Below are 17,751 nucleotides of genomic sequence, written 5' to 3'. Positions count from 1 at the left end.
TTCTATTTCTCCTCATACAAAGTGCGAATCATATCCACTAAATCATCACAGGAAAGTCCTGCATTTTTAGCTTCATATATAATTTCCTGTGTTCTCTTTTCTATCATCATGAACTGCTTTTCTTTAAGATAATCCGTATTATACTCACACACATAGAATCCTTTTCCTGCAACCGAGCGGATAAGCCCCTCTTTTTCAAGTTCTTCATAAGCCCTCTTGGTTGTTATCACACTAACCTGCAGGTCTGCTGCCAATGCCCTTATTGAAGGAAGTGCCTCGCCGGATTTCAGTTCTCCGGTTATTATCGCATTCTTAAGCTGCATTATTATCTGCTCATATATTGCAAGCGTTCCCTGTGGCAGGATATTTATATTAATGCTCATAAAACCACCTCTTCATAAACTGCCGCCGACTTAAGCTTTCTTCTCACATTTCTTATATAACCTATGCATACTGGAAACTCTATAAGCACCATTATTGAATATAAAAAACGTTCTTCAATAACCGGCGTAAATGGACTCATTAATATATCAAACTGCCAGCAGTCAGTAATTGTACATATAATTATAAGTGCCATAACATATGATAACAATCCATCTTTTTTGCCATATGGAAGCAGCGTGCTGATTATAAATGCATTTATAGTAATATATATAAATACAGACGCACTGAATCTCACTGCCATCATCATAAATATATTGCCAATCGTCAGTATCAGCATGTGTACTGCCACTCTTAAGATATAAGAGTTTCTCACCAGCTTTTCACGCTCATTGGTTGTAAGCGGGCATACATAATACATTATTCTTAATTCGGCAGGGTGTGTGAATATTGAAAGACAGCAGATAGCAAGAGATATAATATACCCTGATGCAATTATGAACTCATCCCAGCTGGCTGTTTTAATAATCTGTGCCACGAATATAAGCTGTACCGCTAATAAATTAAATATTGCTGAATTTCCGTGTTCATATGATGCCTTGAAATTCTCCCACCGCCATCCATATATATAATCTCTGATTAAGTATTTCATATTACACTTTCACCCCTTTTACTGTAATGATACATAAATTCTTCCAGTGTCGGAACTGTTACCGTAAGTGCACCATCATACTTTGAATACACATGATTGACTACAAGTGCTTTAGTTCCGTATTTCCTGTCCTCTGCATGTATGATGTCTTCCTGCTTAAGAAGTTTCACTTTATAGCTTTCTCCTGATATTATCCTGTACTTATCCCTGAAGCTTTCTATATCTCCTGAATATACAAGTTCTCCCTTATCAAGATATATAAGATAATCTGCAATCCTGTCTAATTCATCCAGTATATGTGATGCAATAATCACACTTTTCTTACCGCTTTCCATAAACTGCATAATCACATTCAGGAAATCCTGTTTAAATTCAGGATCAAAATTAGCTGTCGGTTCATCCAGTATCAGATACTTCGGGTCTGTTGATAATGCAAATGCAAACTGTGCCTTTATCTTCTGTCCCTTCGATAATTTTCCAAACTTTATCCTTCTATCAAGTCCAAACCGTTCAAGATACTCCATGTAGATGCTTTCGTCATATCTGCTGTAAAACCTGCCATAACATCTTCCATTCTCTAAAAGTGAAAGTTCTGAATTCATAAGTTCATTGACTGGTACTATTCCTGTAATATCACGGATTCTCTTCTCGCTTTCCGCTTCCTGATAATTCAATCCATCAATTACAACCGTTCCCTCGTCCGGTCTGCAAAGCCCCAGTATCATCTTAATAAGAGTAGTCTTTCCTGACGCATTCTGCCCCACAAGTGCACATATGTATCTATCAGGAATCTCTATTGAGATGTCCTTCAGTCTGAAACTTCCTAATCTCTTATTAACTCCACTCAAAGAAATCATTCTTCTGCCTCCCCAAAACACAGTCTTACACATAACAGCTATACACCTGATATACTATTTTTGTGCATACACTGTATATATACATATATACAGTGTATGCACACATTTGTCAAGCAGTTCTTGCTTTATTTATATTTATGTGTTTATTTCCGCTTCCGTCCTATAAGAATCATTATTTGAACTAATTTATAGGAGTTTTTCTATCAATTTCAGCAAAAATTCTTCTTCAAAGCAAAAAAATACCTATAAGAAGTCAATTCAAAGACTCCTTATAGGTATTTTCATCATTATTTTACATCTATCTTAATAGTCAAGTTTGTAATTCACCTATAAATCACACACTTTACATCATTTTACAGGTAAGCGCTGAGGTATTCCAGACTTATGCAACCCTCTGACGCATCATAGCATTCAGCACTCATGCAGCAAGAATCACTACTTCACGCTATCTTATAAGCTTTCATCATTCCACGCCATCAATAAATCTGGCAACAAAGCTTAATGCCGCACCAAGCCCTGATTTTCTGCCGCCGCCATCTGATATTCTTAAATAATCCGCATCAGTATCAAAGGAATAATCTTCAATAAGGCGTTCCCTTATTCTATCCTCATACCTCTTAATATATGGGGCAACCGTTCCACCAAGGACAATATCACAATCCATCATTGTATATATGTTATTAATTCCAAGTGCCAGATTATCAATGTATTCTTCTAACATATCCACATAGTCAGGCTTTCCCTTCTCTGCCTGTGCAAAGAAATCTTCAAGTGATGTATTAAGCTCTGATGATAATACTTTTTCAGAAACATATGCTTCAAGACAGCCCTTCTTACCACACAGACACTGTTTGCCACCTGGGTGAATAACCATATGTCCGAATTCGCCGCCACGGTTATGAACACCATTTCTGATTGCGGAAGCGTTAATATATGCACCTCCGACACCTTCACCAAGCATAATATATATTTTTTCATCTTCAGGCTTTCCATTAAACCAGTGGTCTGCGTATGCCTCTGCCCTCGCATCGTTCATCACTACAACCGGATAATCAATAGCTGATATAAGCTTTGTAAAATCATAGTTCTTAGCTTTTAATGGTGGTGCTGAGATAAGAATCTGCTTTTCATCATCAAGTATTCCCGGAACTGTAATGCCAACTCCCAGAATGTCATCTCCGCCTGCTCCAACATAATCCACTGCATGTCTTAACGCATCAGTAAGCTTCTCAATATATGCGCTGCTTTTGCTAAAATGTGCTTTAACATCCATACTGTATATAATCTGACCTTTAAGTCCGACTACATCTACATTAATATAGTCAGCTTTGATATTCACGCTGATGGCTTTTCTTGCATTATTACTAATAGTAATTGCCTGTGCCCTTCTTCCACCTGTTGAAGTGAAATTGCCAACATATTCTATAAGTCCATCTTCCATGAGCATCTTAAGATTCTGATTTACTGTCGGCAGCGACAGACCTAACCGGTCTGCTATCTCCTGCCTTGATATCTTATCTGAATTATATATCAGTCTGAATATACGGTTTTTATTAAGTTTTTTTACATCCGTGTTCGTTAGTTTCTGTGATGAATCCATCCATTACCTCTCGCTTAATCCCGGTTAACCTGTGTGTCAGTTACATTATTCGCCAAATACAGCAATATAATCTTTCTTAAACTTCTCAATTCCTGCATCTGTAAGAGGATGATGAACCATCTGCTCAATTACCTTATATGGTACTGTTGCAATATCAGCTCCTGCAAGTGCGCAGTCTGTAATATGTATTGGATTCCTTACACTTGCGCAGATAATCTCTGTCTTAAGATCATAGTTAGCAAATATATCTGAAATATCCTGAATAAGATTAATTCCAGGCTGTGATATGTCATCAAGTCTTCCAAGGAAAGGAGACACATATGCTGCACCTGCTCTTGCAGCTAAAAGTGCCTGATTAGCTGAGAATATTAATGTAACATTAACCTTTATTCCCTCAGATGATAACACCTTAGTAGCCTTAAGACCCTCAACTGTCATAGGAATCTTAACAACCATGTTAGGATGGATTGCTGCAATCTCTCTTCCCTCTTTGATCATTCCTTCTGCATCCTCAGTAGTAGCCTTAACCTCGCCACTTATAGGTCCGTCAACAATAGATGTAATCTCCTTTATAACTTCCTTGAAATCTCTTCCTTCTTTGGCAATAAGAGATGGATTAGTAGTTACTCCACAGATAACTCCCATGTCATTAGCCTTACGGATATCCTCAACATTTGCAGTATCAATAAAAAACTTCATAATAAAATTCTCCTCGTATAATCACTCATTAATTGTTCTGAACACATTCTTTATTGCAGGATAGATACATCTGAACTTATTGTACTTATCCTCGTATCTTTCTATTATCTTCTCGTCTGGTCTTATTGTCTTTCGTACTTTAACGAGAGCATTAGACGCATCTTCAACGCAATTATACTCCCCGGCTGCAACCATGGCAAGCATTGCCGCACCCATAGCAGGACCTTCCTCTGACTCTAACAGTTCCACAGGAATTCCAAGTACATTAGCCATAATCTTACACCACAATTCTGACTTAGAGCCACCACCGCACATACGGGTTGACTCCACTCTTATACCAAGACTCTTAGCAACCTCGAAGCAGTCCCTTATTGCAAATGCAACGCCTTCCAGAACCGCCTGTGTCATATCCTTACGCTCTGTATCCATTGTCATTCCTGTAAATGTGCCTCTTGCAAATTCGTCATTATGCGGTGACCTCTCACCCATCAGATATGGAAGGAAATACACATTATTATTACCAAGGTCATCATCTGTTATCTGTGACTGTTCCCCTGCATAATCATTAGTTCCGAGTATCTTGTCCATCCACCAGCCGTTAGCTGAAGCTGCACTTAATATACAGCCCATAAGATGATATTTCCCATCCGCATGTGCGAAAGAATGCAGTGCATTATTGGAATCCACTCCGAATTCCTTGCTTGAAATGAATATTGTACCGCTTGTTCCCAAAGAAACATTACAATGTCCGTCACCGACAGTACCAGTGCCTACTGCAGCAGCTGCATTATCACCTGCACCGGCTGCAACAATTACTTCACTTCCTATTCCAAGCTCATCTGCAATATTCTTCTTTACCGTACCAACACACTCACTGCTTTCAAAGATGCGTGGCATCTGTGCCTCTGTCACGCCACATATATCAAGCATCTGGCGCGACCAACGCCTATTCTTCACATCAAACAGCAGCATGCCCGAAGCATCTGAAACATCTGTACAATGCACACCTGTAAGACGATACGCAATATAATCCTTTGGAAGCATTATCTTGTCTATCTTAGCAAAATTATCCGGTTCATTCTCTTTTACCCACAATATCTTAGGTGCTGTGAAGCCTGCAAATGCAATATTTGCCGTATATTCTGATAACTTATCCCTGCCTATCACTTCATTAAGGTACTCACACTGCTTTGTTGTTCTTCCGTCATTCCACAAAATAGCCGGTCTTATAACCTCATCATTCTTATCAAGAATAACTAGACCATGCATCTGTCCGCCAAAGCTGATACCACCAACTGTTGATTTATCCTGCCCGTCAAGCAGCTCCTTCATGCCTTCCATACATGCATCATACCAGTCATAAGGATTCTGCTCTGACCAGCCGGCCTTAGGGTAATCAATCGGATAACTCTTTGACACATTTGCTATAATATGTCCTTCTGTGTCCATAAGAACAAGCTTGACCGATGAAGTTCCAAGATCAATTCCTATATAATTCATACCAAGCTCCTTTCCACAATAATATATCTATAACCGCATCTGTTTATGCAAATGGATTCTCGCTCTTGTAAAGCATGCCCTTAGGCTGGTTGAATGACACATCCTCAACACCGATATACTTAAACACATCAAAAAGTGTCTTTCCAAAATGTCCGAATGCAACTGCACCATGATGTGGGAAGTTACCTTCGATAAGCACATGTCTGTAGAATCTTCCCATCTCTGGAATAGCAAATATACCTATTGCACCAAATGAACGTGTTCTTACCGGAAGAACTTCACCCTGTGCTATGTAAGCGGAAAGCTTGTTATCTGATGAATTCTGGAGTCTGAAAAATGTGATATCTCCCGGAATGATATCCCCTTCAAGTGTACCATTAGTAACTTCTTCAGGAAGTGAACGTGCCATAATCATCTGGTTTCTCATCTCGCAGAATGACAATTTGCTTGATGCAGTGTTGCCACAATGGAATCCCATAAATGTATCCTTCTGTGTATAAGCATATCTGCCTGCGATATCCTCATTGTAAATATCTGCTGGAACTGTATTATTAATATCAAGAAGTGTAACAATATCGTCACTTACAACTTCTCCGATAAATTCACTCAATGCACCATATATATCAACCTCGCATGATACAGGTATTCCTCTTGAAGTAAGTCTTGAGTTGACATAACAAGGAACACATCCGAACTGTGTCTGGAATGCCGGCCAGCATTTACCTGCTACTGCAACATATTTTCTTGAGCCCTTATGTGATTCAACCCAGTCAGTTAATGTAAGCTCATACTGTGCGAGTCTGCTTAAGATTTCAGGCTTTTTATTTCCTGTACCAAGCTCTTTTTCCATATCCCTTATAACATCAGGAATTCTTTCATCTCCTGCATGCTTATTAAAGCTCTCGAATAAATCAAGCTCTGAATTTTCCTCAATCTCAACACCAAGATTATATAGACCTGCAATTGGTGCATTACATGCAAGGAAATTGTTAGGTCTTGGACCAAAGCTGATAATCTTAAGATTGCTTAATGCGTATATCGCCTTTGCTACAGGTATGAATTCATGAATCATATCTGCACATTCTTCTGCTGTTCCAACAGGATACTCCGGAATATATGCTTTAACTCCACGAAGCTTAAGATTATAGCTTGCGTTAAGCATTCCACAATAAGCATCGCCTCGTCCCTGAACAAGACCTCCATTAGCTGATGTCTCCTCTGCTGCCGCAATGAACATCTTAGGTCCGTTGAAATTTTTTGCAAGCATTGTCTCAGCAATCTCAGGTCCGAAATTACCAAGATATACACAGAGTGCATTACATCCTGCATTCTTAATATCCTCAAGTGCCTGCATCATATGTATCTCACTCTCAACGATACATACCGGACATTCATAGATATCCCCCTTGCCATACTTTGCTTCATATGCCTTTACAAGATTCTGTCTTCTTGTAACTGAAAGTGATTCTGGAAAGCAGTCTCTTGAAACTGCAACAATACCGATTTTCATAACTGGTGTATTATTCATAACTTATCTCCTTTAACCTATACTGTTATATTCTCTCCCCTTAAGCCGTTAAATGCTCCATCTATATGAGCATCTTCATGGGCTATCAGCCATTTATTAGATGCCGCAAGCAGCTTATCTTCTGCTGTTGCATGAGTATTAACTACATCAAGATTAGTTCCCTTTGGAAGTACAACTACGCACTTAAAGCCCTGTCCATCCACACCGCATGGTGCATAATGAAGAGTTGTTGCATACACCTCAATAGCAGTTCCCTCAGGCACAAAGAATCCTTCAACCTTAGATGTCTCATATGTAAAATCGTCTTTCACATCTTCTCTGCTGCCAAGCAGCAGAATCATATCTGTTGCCGCAATATTAACTTCTGAACTTCTGTGATATTCCAGTGCATTAAGTTTCTGGTTATGTCCATTACAATACCCTGTCTGTACAGGACATCCACCATATATACTCTCTTCCATTACCTTATGAATCTGTGTATTTTCAAGCTTTTCATCACCTGCAACATATACAACATCTTCAGGCATATCATACGAATCCATAAGTTTCACTATTTCACTGGTATCAATATCAGCAATAACTCTGCCATATTTCTTAAATCCAGTATCCAATACACACTGCAAAACAATACCTCCTTTTTCAACTCACATTAAACTTTTATAAAGTGTCTTTCTAAAAGTTATTCTATCACTGTTTTATTTCTAATTCAATAAAAAAATCTCCGATTATCAAAAATGTATCTTTATAACAGATACACTCCTGATAACCGGAGATTAAACTATCTTATTATGTTATGTTACATTATAATTCTGGATAATGCATCAATAATAATTCCCCATACTACACCACTCACATAAAGAATAGCGAGAATCCTTAAATTATCCTTCATATCATCATTCTCTCTGAACAGTACAAGAATACCTACTCCAGAACCGGCAAGCAGTCCTGCCATAAGAGAACCAAGTCCAAGCACACCCTCAATATAAAGCTGTGTTAATACTACTGATGATGCACAGTTAGGAATAAGACCTATCACACCCGCTATCACAGGTCCAATAACAGGCTTATTAAGGATAAGATTTCCCAAAGTCTCTTCACCAATAAAATGAATTAAAGTGTTAAGTGCAAATGAGATAACGACAATAAATGCAAATATTGTTATAGTATGTCTTAATGCTGACTTGAATATGCTTGTCTCACAACCACAGTGGTCATGATCACATACATGCCCAATCTTTTCTATCATGTTATAGCTCTTCTTTGATTTTCTCACAATCATATCAATTGCAAGACCCATTATAAGACCAATAATGACCTTCATGAGTATCAGTTGTAAAAGAACTAACACATTAACATGCTCGGATAAGAATACTGGAATCATCTCGTCTGAAGTAGACATAAAGATAGCAATAAGCGTTCCCAGAGTAATTACTTTACCTGCATATAGGTTAGATGCCGCTGTAGAAAAGCCACACTGTGGAACAGCTCCAAGTAAAGCACCTATAACAGGGCCCGCCTTACCAGAATCCTTAACAAACTTCTTCGTCCTGGCACTTGTCTTATGTTCAAGATACTCCATAGCAAGATAAGTCAGAAAAAGAAACGGCAACAGTTTAATACTATCAATGATAGTATCAAATACCACATCCATCATGATATACAATCGTCCTTTCTTAAAAACAGTCACATAGTTACATATTCATTATGCCTTGGCAAAAAGCTTCTTATAAGGTTCTTCTCCTGCAAATACCTTTCTTGCTTTTTCTGATTTCTTCATAATAAGCTTAGTAACAAAATAACCTATTACTCCATACAGTGATCCTAATAACAGACTCGCAAGTACATCTGTCGGATAATGAACTGTAAGATATAATCTTGAAAATGCAATCAGAGCTGCAAGTATAACTGCGGGAATTCCTTTCTTTCTATCCCACAATATAATAGCTAATGCCGCTGCAAAAGAAGCTGATGTATGTCCTGATGGGAAAGACCAGTCTTTAATACCATTAAATATCCCATACAGATTCTCAAATGTCGGATCTGCATTAAATGGTCTTATTCTTGCTGACAGATTCTTCATAATTCCATTACACATAATAAGGGAAAGAATAAGTCCAATTGCCATACTAAGTCCTAATTTTCTGTCTTTCTTAAATACCGGGATAAATAAGAATACTGCACATAATAATATCCAGAATATTCCTGCATTACCCAGACAGGTTACAGCATACATAATTGGATCTGTTACAGGATTATGTAACGACTCAAACCAATGTAAAATCTGAAGTTCCATTATTGTCTCCTTACCATATCATTCTAATATGCTCCTTTTCAGGCACACCAGAATATTCTATGATATAAGAAAACATTTGTCAATTAAAAGAATATGTTTTTTCATAGTAACATTTACCTTTTCCTCCACCAAATGGATAATCATACTCCTCTGTTACCCCTATCTGAAATAATCCTTTGTCCAGATCAGATGCTATAAGTCTTACCTCAATATTACCGTCTGACACTACTCTTTCGCTTAAAACCATGCAGAATTCCTGCATCAGATCTGTTAATATCTGCTGTCTTTTCACTTCATTGTATGTTGTAAAGTCAGTATCAGCATAGATATCTCCCATTCTGTCAAATGCAAAATCCATTGCACTATCAAGACTCTGATTGACTTCATCTTCTCTTATATTATTTCCGGTGATTGTTGCATGTATCATAATGATAAGCGCTATAGCCACTATAACCCCACTACAAGTAATAACTCCTCTCAATAGATCTCAGCTTACAAAGTATCTGGCAAGTCCTTTATATGTACGCTGTGACGAATACCCGAACATAGCTGCTGACAATGAGTATTCAAGCGTATATTCCATATATTCATAATCACCTGCTCTGCTGACTTTGCCATATGTAAGCTTCATTCCTCCTTCCTGCACTGAACGTGATAACATATCAAGCTTTTCATTCCGTAACTGCATGGATAATTCTTTATCTGGAACATCTCCACAATATGCTTCTATGTAATTCTCAACATACTGGCTTATCTCTCCGGCATCTGATACTCTCTGGTTAATTCTTATGAAATCAATTGAGAAGAAACACACCAGTGCAAATATAATAAGATATATTGATGTTTCAATTATTCCTTTCATTAATCTTCCCCTTTACCAGTTATCCAAGACATGAACTAATAACATTCAAAAGTATATTTCTGTATGCAGCCATAGATATCCCAACCAGCATCATGACTATAATAATAGCACATATTCCTATAACTGTTTCGCCATATGTATTAATAATATCTTTCATCCGTTTATCGCTCCTACAAAAACATTAATGAATATTGCAAGCATTGAATATGTAACAATTATCCCCATAATAACGCCTGCATATTCGTCAATCATATGTTCCATAAATACCTCCGGCTATAAGTACATATTAACAACAAGCATCATATCCACTGCCATCTTAAATGCAACAAAAAATGTCGGTACATACTCTGAAAATCTCATCATACTTGTACTGTCCATATATCTTGCATTCTCTGCCTTATCTGATAATTCATAGTTTCTTCTTACAAGAGCATTAATTGTCTGGTTCATACTGTCTTTGTCAAGATCGCCTATTGAATACAACATCCTGACTGCTGACTGGATATCCATAACATTAAATTCACTTAAGAATTCATAATACGGCTTAATATCGGATGGATTAAGCTCTATATCATATATGAACTTCTCTAATGGTTCTTTCATAATAACCGGACAATCATCATATGTATCTTCAACCGCTGAAAGCAGTGGTTTATTTTCAAGATTAACTGCCAGATCTCTTAACCACTCTGTAAATCCACAATACAGATCATTCTTAACTCTTTTAACTGCTGTCTTTTTCTGTGTAAAAGGTGTAGACATAAGAACTATCATCACACCTGCAAGACACAATGCCGGAATCCTTAACTTCATCACCACAAGTAATACAACAACAGCACACATACCTGCCCATATAGGAACCATTCTTAAGGTAACCTGTCTGGCTTTAGACTTAAACACCGAATTATAATCATTAATAATCTGATTATCCTTCCTGCTCTTACCAATCCAGTCAAAGCCATAATGCTTTCTTGTAAATGTGTAAAACACAATGCACAACAGTACAAATAACACAGAAATTCCCTGATAAGCAGCTGTTGATGTAATACTTAAAGGCTCTTTGGCAAACATATTAAGCATATTACACATTACAGTTGTAAGCAATGCAAGCAGCATACTTATAACTATGCCAATAGTAATATCACGCTTTATCTTTCTTATCTCGTTCTGATACTTATAAACATTGTTGACCCATTTGTCGAAATCTTCTAACAAAACTTCCATTGCACCACGGTATCTTCCTCCCTTCTCCTCAACACTTACAATAAACTTATGAAGAGTCCTTATTCTGGCACAATCATATTCTTCTTCAATAATTCTTAAAGCATCTTCATATACGCGCTGTCCCATTCCATACTCAAGTTCTTCAATTGCTCTTGAAAGACACCGCTTAAGTCTGCCCGTACTAATCGCATACGCATCTTTTAATGCCATATTAACCTTGGGATTTCTTATAAATGAATACGTCATCTGATGAAGATATACATCCACATCAGCAAATCTCGCTGCCTCACTGCATTCCCTAAAATAATTTCTTACCAGTCCCGGAATCATGGCAACCGCAACAAGCATCACAACAAAAGCCAGTACATAATTAATTCTGTATAATAGGCAGGCACCATACACTCCGGCACCTGCCGCTATTGTAGTTATAACGAATCTTCTTACTGGCATAACCCCATTCATATCTCTTACATCTTCCATCAGCTGTGTAACAGATAAATATTTTAATACCTTCTTCAATCATGCCTCCATGTATACGGATTATCTATTCCGTACTTAATAAACTTATCCATAATATCCGGTGGGAGATCATTATTCAGAAACTCCCCATCTTCATATATAACTGTACATATATTCTCTCCGTGATATCTGCTTAAAAAACCAACCTGACTGATATGTCTTCTTTCAAATCTGTCACAATCAACAAGTAGAACAAGATCTATGTACTTGTATATACTGTTAATAAATCTGTCTGACGATTCTCCATTGCCAAGCATAGAATACATTCTGTCCGGCATATCCCTGATATCATCAAGATGCATTGTTGTCATACAATACGCCCCTGTTGACAGACTGTTAAGCAGTTCCATTACCTCTGGTCCTCTTGACTCAGACAAAAGAACCCAGTCGATATTATGGCGCAGTCCAGCCCTGATAATATCCTGATATGTAACCTTCGAATCCACAAAAAACTCAACACATTTGTTATGAGGATTAATCTGTCTGTAATGAATCTCCTGATTATCTTCATACACTCCCACCTTCTCCTCGGCAGGTATATATGTAGCAAGATACTTGAGCAGTTCTGTCTTTCCTGCATGTGGCTGTCCACCTATTACTGTAGAAAGATGTGCTGTCACGCAATTCTCTAACAATGTAATAATACTTTCCGGAGCGTAGTCAGACCTGACAAGATCGGCATGTCCAAATCGCAGCTTCTGTGGTATCTTTCTTATTGCCATACTCTTTCTGCCGCATCTTGATTCATGCCATATAGAAATTCTTAAAGATTCTGTATTAGCTTCTAATATCGGATGCATCCTGTTAAAAGATGCACCCATAATATTAGCAAGCCTTATAGACAGATTATCCATATATCTGTCGCTTAGTTCTTTCATGGAAATATAGCAGCCTCTTCCTAACTGTGTTATCCATAGATTATACCCATCCCACTCGATATCAGTTACAGTCTCATCGGATATCTCTTCCTTAATCTCTGAGAATATGTCTTCCTTGTTATTCTCAATAAGTTCCTGAAGCTGTTCTTTCTCCATATTGTTTCCTCATACTATTCCCCATCACCAGGTCTGCTCGCATCAATAGCATCATATATATGCTCCTTATACGAGATATCGCTTACTGCCCCCTTAGTTCTGTCTGTAACAATAGTAACAACCGCTGCTGTAAGCAATACTGCAGCAAGCACCCCCGCAAGTGCTATAACAACCTTTCCATAATGTTCGATAATATCATGCATATACAATTCCTCCTCTGAATTAAATTATTTAAAAAGTACTTTTTATATTGTGGATATTATCATATATCTAAAAGTTTGTAAAGTATAAAAATATAGAAATTTTAAAAAAAGACTTTTGCATCAAAATATAATGCAAAAGTCTCAGAATATTATTTCTTATTAAGTTCCACAGTATTATCACCATCACTTAAAGAAAGCACATCTTTCTTAATTGTGTATGTATACTCATCTGTTTCTTCAGTTCCAAGAAAACTGATTGTTATACTAAGCTTTCCATCCTTTGCTTCATATGAAATGATTGGAATACTTATCTGCCCTATCTGCTGTGTTCCCGTTCCATCAGAATTGAAAGTATATGTATAATCATCACCTTCCCATGTTCCAACAACAGATGTCTCTTTGCCGCATCCTGCAAATGCAGCAACAACCGCAATCATCATAACCAGAACGCTTATTCTTTTAAGTAATTTCATATAACCTCCACTAAATATTAATTATCTTTACTGCTTCGACCACTTTTCCAAACTCCATGCCATGAGAAGCCTTTATAAGTATGTTATCACCTTTCTTAAGAATCTGTCCAATACATTTTAACATATCATCTCTTGTTGCATAATCATGAACCTCACATCCATGTGCGTTATAATTAGCCTCTATATATGCCCTTGTTCCTGCCGCAATCTGTGCAGCAAGGTCGCCCGCTGTTATAAGCACATCAATATCCTTAGTCCCAAGATACATCCCAACATCGTAATGCATCTGTTTCTCGTTCTCCCCAAGCTCAAACATACTTCCAAGTATAGCAACTTTTCTTCCAATAGCAGTATTGAGAACATCAAGCGATGCCTTCATTGAAACCGGATTTGCATTGTAACAGTCATCAATTATTGTAAAACTATTCTCCTTGATTATATTGTTTCGTCCAGCAATTGTCTTTAAATTCTTTACCCCGCGTTCAATTTCAATAGATGAAAGTCCAAGCACAGAACCAACAAGTGCTGCTGCCATCGCATTATATACCATATGATGTCCCGGTACAGGTACAGTCAGGTCAAATGTTGAATAGTTATCTGCTGTTTTGATTCCATGAATTGTAAAGCTTGTTCCATCAAGTCCAAGACTCTTTATGTTATCCGCATATACCCCGTCTTTGTTGCTTATTCCGAACACAAGCGGACGCTTGCCATGCACCTGGCTTATTGTTGATAATTTATCATCATCGCCATTAAGGATAACAATTCCGTCCGGATTCATATGGTTAAATATCTCTGTCTTAGCCTTAAGAATTCCATCTCTTGTTCCAAGATTCTCAAGATGGCAAAGCCCAATATTGGTGATAACACATATGTCAGGCTGTGCAATCTTAGATAATCTTTCCATCTCTCCAAAATCACTAATCCCCATCTCAAGAACAGCAACTTCATCGTCTTCTGTCAGTCTGAAAACAGTAAGCGGAAGCCCAATCTCATTATTGAAATTACCAAGTGTCTTTAACACCCTGTACTTTTCAGATAAAACAGAGCTTATTGTTTCCTTGGTACTTGTTTTGCCAACACTTCCTGTGATTCCTACAACCTTGACATCCAGATTGTTTCTGTAAAGAAGTGCAAGGTCCTTTAATGCCTGAAGACTTGATTTAACCTGTATATACGAATGTCCTTCATCCGGCAGCTCCTTCTCAGAAATAACGCATGCAGCGCCCTTTTCAAAGCACTGTCTTATAAAATCATGGCCATCACTTCTTTCACCTTTAATGGCAATAAAAAGCCCGCCCTCAGCTACCTTTCTGCTGTCAATCGTAATGGCAGTAATCTCTTTGTCATAATCTTCTCCATTGCCATGATATATGCCGTTAACAGCTTCTGTCATGGTTCTTAAGGTCATTCCCTTCATAACACAATATCCTCAATTCTTTTCTTAGGCACATGATGTACCTGATTCTCATCTCTGTAATACTTGATATCTCCATCTGCAGGAATATCCTCAAGCACCACTTCTTCTTTAGGATAGCCAAATGCGATGACATACACAATCTTTAATTCAGACGGTATATTTAGCTGTGCCTTTAACTCATCTCTTTTAACATTGCCAAAAAAGCATCCGCCAAATCCGGCTTCTGTAGCTGTAAGCAGCATTGTCTGTCCGACAATTCCCGCATCAACCTCATCATTCACATTCTGAAGACTGGTTATAACAATATATCCTGTTGGTTTCTCACCTTCAGATGGTCCATCCCAGTCCTTTAAATATCCTGCAAATCCTAATAATCTGAAAACTTTCTCATTCTCTTCGTCATCACACACAATTCTATACTTAAATGGCTGTCTGTTAGCTGCTGACGGAGTAAGTCTGGCAACCTCAACAAGTTCCATAAGCTGCTGCTTTGTCAGCTTCTTATCCTGATAGAATCTTCTGTATGATCTGTTTTTCTTAACAAGTTCCTTAATCATAACTTAACTAACCTCGTTTTATAAAAATGAATTATTATGCATTTGCACTTCTTCTATTCATACTTTGCGAGAGATATCTCGATAATCTTCTCTGTAAGTTCATCATATGATATACCTACTGCTGCCGCTTCCTGAGGAATAAGGCTTGTATCAGTCATTCCTGGAAGTGTGTTGATCTCTAGACAGAATATATTATTATTCTTGTCAAGGAGCTCATCAACTCTTGCGTATGTTGTAACGCCTGCTGCCTGACAGCATTTTTCTGCCCAGAACTGCATCTGGCTTGCAATATCCTCCGGAATATTGGCAGGGCATGTCTCTTTTGTAGAGCCAGCTTTATACTTATTCTTGTAATCATAAAAGCCTTCAAGTGGTTCAATCTCAATTACAGGAAGTGCCTTTCCATCAAGCACTGCAACTGAAAATTCTCTTCCGTCAACAAATTCTTCAACAAGTACAGTATCTTCATAAGAAAATGCTTCATTGAGGGCCTCTTCAAACTCTTTCTCGTTATGTGCTATTGAAACACCAACACTTGAACCACCACAACAAGGCTTAACAACACATGGGAATGGAACATACTCAATCTTATGTCCCTTATGTAATGTCACACCCTTAGGCATAGGAATGCCCTCTGGTACAAGAACCTTTTTCGCAAGTTCCTTGCTCATTGATATAGCACTGCTTAAATAATCTGTACCTGTATATCTGATTCCAAGCAGATCAAATGCAGCCTGAACTTTACCGTCCTCACCATTGCTTCCATGAAGTCCCATAAATACCATATCTGCTTCTTTACACAATTCTAAAACATTACGTCCGAAAAAGCTTTCTCTTGCCTCAGTTCTTCTCTTAACCTCTGCCGGAATGTCCGCTGTTTTGTTCTTTAAATTGTCAGACAGTACTCCCAAATCATTCTTTTCTGTGAAAATGTCTCAGCCTCACTGTCATCAACACCTAGGAAGATATCAAGCATATTTGCTTCATGTCCGTTTCTTCTAAGGCTCTCACATACTCTGTATCCTGTAACTAACGAAATATCTCTTTCTGTACTTGTTCCACCTGCTAATACTACTATTCTCATAATTTCTCCTTTATCTCTGAACTTTTCCACAATATTCACATAGTTATTCACATTTTTCGTCAATTGTAAATTTTTTGTAAAATTGTCAGATAATTGTAATATATTTATATAATCCACATATTCTTATGCAGAATCTGTGCTAATTATTACGGTCTTAAATGGCTTCCTTCATACTTTGTATGTGCCTGTAAAACCTTTCTTAAAGAATCAATTCTTCCAGAAAGTTCACCTTCTGGAACAACTATCTCCAGTGATTCAGCCATAATATCTATCATTGGATTTGTGAATCTGCTTTTGTATCTTATAAGGACATCAAGCTTTTCCTCATATCCTCTCGCATCTAAAAACTTATCCAGGACGCTGTCCCCTGCAGCAACCTGCTGCTCTGGCTGGGCCAGTGAGTTATCCACACTGTCCTCTTTTAATGTGTATGCTTCATCAATCCTATTGTCTGAATTAACTCTTACTGCCTGTGAATTGTCAGACTGTAAATTGTCAGATATCTCCTGCATCGTCAACGGATCTACCTGCTCAAATCTATATTTCTGTGCTACATCCGGATATTTTACATGATCCACTTCACTCATGAACATATCATATGGTCTTACATACATAGCATATTCACCATACATAGCCTGATATACCACCATTTTCTCTTTGGTTTCTGAATGATATGCAACACACTTTACCTGGTAAAGCTTATTCTTAAAATGCTTATAAAATCCGCCTGGTACTAACTGTCTTTCCATCAGTAAACCTCCCTCCAAAAATATACTGCTATTTTATCGCACATGGCTGTTTCTTACAACATTTTTTAAGCACTTTGCTAATTGTTTTACACTTTAATAAGTTGTCTGAGAGTGGT

At 37.7% G+C, this 17,751-nt stretch carries 22 protein-coding genes; all 22 read right to left on the bottom strand.

Annotated features, from left to right (window positions below; all coding sequences use genetic code 11):
• Nucleotides 1-2: 2 nt before the first annotated feature.
• Nucleotides 3-383, bottom strand: coding sequence for a GntR family transcriptional regulator (locus DW963_RS05760; RefSeq protein WP_117914212.1), 381 nt, complete (start codon nt 381-383; stop codon nt 3-5).
• Nucleotides 380-1,033: a hypothetical protein gene (locus DW963_RS05755; RefSeq protein ID WP_117914211.1), complete on the bottom strand. Its 654-nt coding sequence runs from the start codon at nt 1,031-1,033 to the stop codon at nt 380-382. The genes DW963_RS05760 and DW963_RS05755 overlap by 4 nt, the downstream gene beginning before the upstream one ends.
• The gene (locus DW963_RS05750) at nt 1,030-1,890 is read right to left on the bottom strand and encodes an ABC transporter ATP-binding protein (RefSeq protein ID WP_158568628.1); all 861 of its coding nucleotides are present in this window, start codon (nt 1,888-1,890) and stop codon (nt 1,030-1,032) included. The genes DW963_RS05755 and DW963_RS05750 overlap by 4 nt, the downstream gene beginning before the upstream one ends.
• A gap of 463 nt (nt 1,891-2,353) precedes the next feature.
• Nucleotides 2,354-3,490, bottom strand: coding sequence for an ROK family transcriptional regulator (locus DW963_RS05745; RefSeq protein WP_117914209.1), 1,137 nt, complete (start codon nt 3,488-3,490; stop codon nt 2,354-2,356).
• 45 nt (nt 3,491-3,535) lie between these two features.
• The gene (gene fsa, locus DW963_RS05740; RefSeq protein WP_117914208.1) at nt 3,536-4,189 is read right to left on the bottom strand and encodes a fructose-6-phosphate aldolase; all 654 of its coding nucleotides are present in this window, start codon (nt 4,187-4,189) and stop codon (nt 3,536-3,538) included.
• A 21-nt stretch (nt 4,190-4,210) separates the two neighbouring features.
• On the bottom strand, nt 4,211-5,689 hold the full coding sequence (gene xylB / locus DW963_RS05735) for a xylulokinase (RefSeq protein WP_117914207.1): 1,479 nt from the start codon (nt 5,687-5,689) through the stop codon (nt 4,211-4,213).
• 43 nt (nt 5,690-5,732) lie between these two features.
• A complete protein-coding gene (locus DW963_RS05730) occupies nt 5,733-7,217 on the bottom strand; it encodes an L-fucose/L-arabinose isomerase family protein (RefSeq protein ID WP_117914206.1) in 1,485 nt (494 codons plus the stop codon).
• A 17-nt stretch (nt 7,218-7,234) separates the two neighbouring features.
• The gene (locus tag DW963_RS05725) at nt 7,235-7,846 is read right to left on the bottom strand and encodes a DUF4867 family protein (RefSeq protein ID WP_199669362.1); all 612 of its coding nucleotides are present in this window, start codon (nt 7,844-7,846) and stop codon (nt 7,235-7,237) included.
• A 167-nt stretch (nt 7,847-8,013) separates the two neighbouring features.
• Nucleotides 8,014-8,871 carry a putative manganese transporter gene (locus tag DW963_RS05720; protein ID WP_117914204.1) on the bottom strand — a complete coding sequence of 286 codons (858 nt, stop codon included), beginning with the start codon at nt 8,869-8,871 and terminating at the stop codon, nt 8,014-8,016.
• A 48-nt stretch (nt 8,872-8,919) separates the two neighbouring features.
• Nucleotides 8,920-9,510, bottom strand: a complete 591-nt coding sequence (locus DW963_RS05715; protein WP_117914203.1) for a phosphatase PAP2 family protein — start codon at nt 9,508-9,510, stop codon at nt 8,920-8,922.
• A gap of 79 nt (nt 9,511-9,589) precedes the next feature.
• Complete coding sequence (locus DW963_RS05710; protein WP_147344570.1) at nt 9,590-9,991, bottom strand: hypothetical protein; 402 nt, start codon at nt 9,989-9,991, stop codon at nt 9,590-9,592.
• Between the two features lie 6 nt (nt 9,992-9,997).
• Nucleotides 9,998-10,372, bottom strand: coding sequence for a hypothetical protein (locus tag DW963_RS05705; RefSeq protein WP_117914201.1), 375 nt, complete (start codon nt 10,370-10,372; stop codon nt 9,998-10,000).
• Nucleotides 10,373-10,391: 19 nt separating this feature from the next.
• The gene (locus tag DW963_RS13270) at nt 10,392-10,529 is read right to left on the bottom strand and encodes a hypothetical protein (protein WP_158568627.1); all 138 of its coding nucleotides are present in this window, start codon (nt 10,527-10,529) and stop codon (nt 10,392-10,394) included.
• A gap of 116 nt (nt 10,530-10,645) precedes the next feature.
• Entirely contained in the window at nt 10,646-12,115 is a 1,470-nt protein-coding gene (locus DW963_RS05700) for a hypothetical protein (protein WP_117914200.1), read from the bottom strand.
• Nucleotides 12,112-13,149, bottom strand: coding sequence for an ATPase, T2SS/T4P/T4SS family (locus DW963_RS05695; RefSeq protein ID WP_117914199.1), 1,038 nt, complete (start codon nt 13,147-13,149; stop codon nt 12,112-12,114). Before DW963_RS05695 ends, DW963_RS05700 begins: the two co-directional genes overlap by 4 nt.
• 14 nt (nt 13,150-13,163) lie before the next feature.
• Complete coding sequence (locus DW963_RS05690; RefSeq protein ID WP_117914198.1) at nt 13,164-13,352, bottom strand: hypothetical protein; 189 nt, start codon at nt 13,350-13,352, stop codon at nt 13,164-13,166.
• A gap of 149 nt (nt 13,353-13,501) precedes the next feature.
• A complete protein-coding gene (locus DW963_RS05685; RefSeq protein WP_117914197.1) occupies nt 13,502-13,825 on the bottom strand; it encodes a DUF5640 domain-containing protein in 324 nt (107 codons plus the stop codon).
• 10 nt (nt 13,826-13,835) lie between these two features.
• Nucleotides 13,836-15,245, bottom strand: coding sequence for a UDP-N-acetylmuramoyl-tripeptide--D-alanyl-D-alanine ligase (locus tag DW963_RS05680; protein ID WP_117914196.1), 1,410 nt, complete (start codon nt 15,243-15,245; stop codon nt 13,836-13,838).
• Complete coding sequence (locus DW963_RS05675) at nt 15,242-15,802, bottom strand: nitroreductase family protein (RefSeq protein ID WP_117914195.1); 561 nt, start codon at nt 15,800-15,802, stop codon at nt 15,242-15,244. Before DW963_RS05675 ends, DW963_RS05680 begins: the two co-directional genes overlap by 4 nt.
• Nucleotides 15,803-15,855: 53 nt before the next feature.
• Nucleotides 15,856-16,713, bottom strand: a complete 858-nt coding sequence (locus DW963_RS05670) for a D-alanine--D-alanine ligase family protein (protein ID WP_353652782.1) — start codon at nt 16,711-16,713, stop codon at nt 15,856-15,858.
• Nucleotides 16,689-16,886 (bottom strand): hypothetical protein, encoded by a 198-nt coding sequence (locus DW963_RS13965; RefSeq protein WP_353652781.1) that lies wholly within the window; start codon nt 16,884-16,886, stop codon nt 16,689-16,691. The genes DW963_RS05670 and DW963_RS13965 overlap by 25 nt, the downstream gene beginning before the upstream one ends.
• Before the next feature lie 146 nt (nt 16,887-17,032).
• Nucleotides 17,033-17,635 (bottom strand): DUF1653 domain-containing protein, encoded by a 603-nt coding sequence (locus tag DW963_RS05665; protein ID WP_022098066.1) that lies wholly within the window; start codon nt 17,633-17,635, stop codon nt 17,033-17,035.
• Nucleotides 17,636-17,751 lie beyond the last annotated feature (116 nt).

Source organism: Eubacterium sp. AM46-8, assembly GCF_003466705.1.
In the GTDB taxonomy this organism is placed as follows: Bacteria; Bacillota; Clostridia; order Lachnospirales; family Lachnospiraceae; genus Lachnospira.
Note: the sequence above shows the minus strand (reverse complement) of the source record. Positions and strands in the feature narration are given on the sequence as shown.

Excerpts from the sequence above, each read along its gene's own strand:
- DW963_RS05760 (WP_117914212.1), bottom strand. The coding sequence starts at position 383 with ATGAGCATTAATATAAATATCCTGCCACAGGGAACGCTTGCAATATAT.
- DW963_RS05755 (WP_117914211.1), bottom strand. The coding sequence starts at position 1,033 with ATGAAATACTTAATCAGAGATTATATATATGGATGGCGGTGGGAGAAT.
- DW963_RS05750 (WP_158568628.1), bottom strand. The coding sequence starts at position 1,890 with ATGATTTCTTTGAGTGGAGTTAATAAGAGATTAGGAAGTTTCAGACTG.
- DW963_RS05745 (WP_117914209.1), bottom strand. The coding sequence starts at position 3,490 with ATGGATTCATCACAGAAACTAACGAACACGGATGTAAAAAAACTTAAT.
- fsa (WP_117914208.1), bottom strand. The coding sequence starts at position 4,189 with ATGAAGTTTTTTATTGATACTGCAAATGTTGAGGATATCCGTAAGGCT.
- xylB (WP_117914207.1), bottom strand. The coding sequence starts at position 5,689 with ATGAATTATATAGGAATTGATCTTGGAACTTCATCGGTCAAGCTTGTT.
- DW963_RS05730 (WP_117914206.1), bottom strand. The coding sequence starts at position 7,217 with ATGAATAATACACCAGTTATGAAAATCGGTATTGTTGCAGTTTCAAGA.
- DW963_RS05720 (WP_117914204.1), bottom strand. The coding sequence starts at position 8,871 with ATGATGGATGTGGTATTTGATACTATCATTGATAGTATTAAACTGTTG.
- DW963_RS05715 (WP_117914203.1), bottom strand. The coding sequence starts at position 9,510 with ATGGAACTTCAGATTTTACATTGGTTTGAGTCGTTACATAATCCTGTA.
- DW963_RS05705 (WP_117914201.1), bottom strand. The coding sequence starts at position 10,372 with ATGAAAGGAATAATTGAAACATCAATATATCTTATTATATTTGCACTG.
- DW963_RS13270 (WP_158568627.1), bottom strand. The coding sequence starts at position 10,529 with ATGAAAGATATTATTAATACATATGGCGAAACAGTTATAGGAATATGT.
- DW963_RS05695 (WP_117914199.1), bottom strand. The coding sequence starts at position 13,149 with ATGGAGAAAGAACAGCTTCAGGAACTTATTGAGAATAACAAGGAAGAC.
- DW963_RS05690 (WP_117914198.1), bottom strand. The coding sequence starts at position 13,352 with ATGCATGATATTATCGAACATTATGGAAAGGTTGTTATAGCACTTGCG.
- DW963_RS05685 (WP_117914197.1), bottom strand. The coding sequence starts at position 13,825 with ATGAAATTACTTAAAAGAATAAGCGTTCTGGTTATGATGATTGCGGTT.
- DW963_RS05680 (WP_117914196.1), bottom strand. The coding sequence starts at position 15,245 with ATGAAGGGAATGACCTTAAGAACCATGACAGAAGCTGTTAACGGCATA.
- DW963_RS05675 (WP_117914195.1), bottom strand. The coding sequence starts at position 15,802 with ATGATTAAGGAACTTGTTAAGAAAAACAGATCATACAGAAGATTCTAT.
- DW963_RS13965 (WP_353652781.1), bottom strand. The coding sequence starts at position 16,886 with ATGAGAATAGTAGTATTAGCAGGTGGAACAAGTACAGAAAGAGATATT.
- DW963_RS05665 (WP_022098066.1), bottom strand. The coding sequence starts at position 17,635 with ATGGAAAGACAGTTAGTACCAGGCGGATTTTATAAGCATTTTAAGAAT.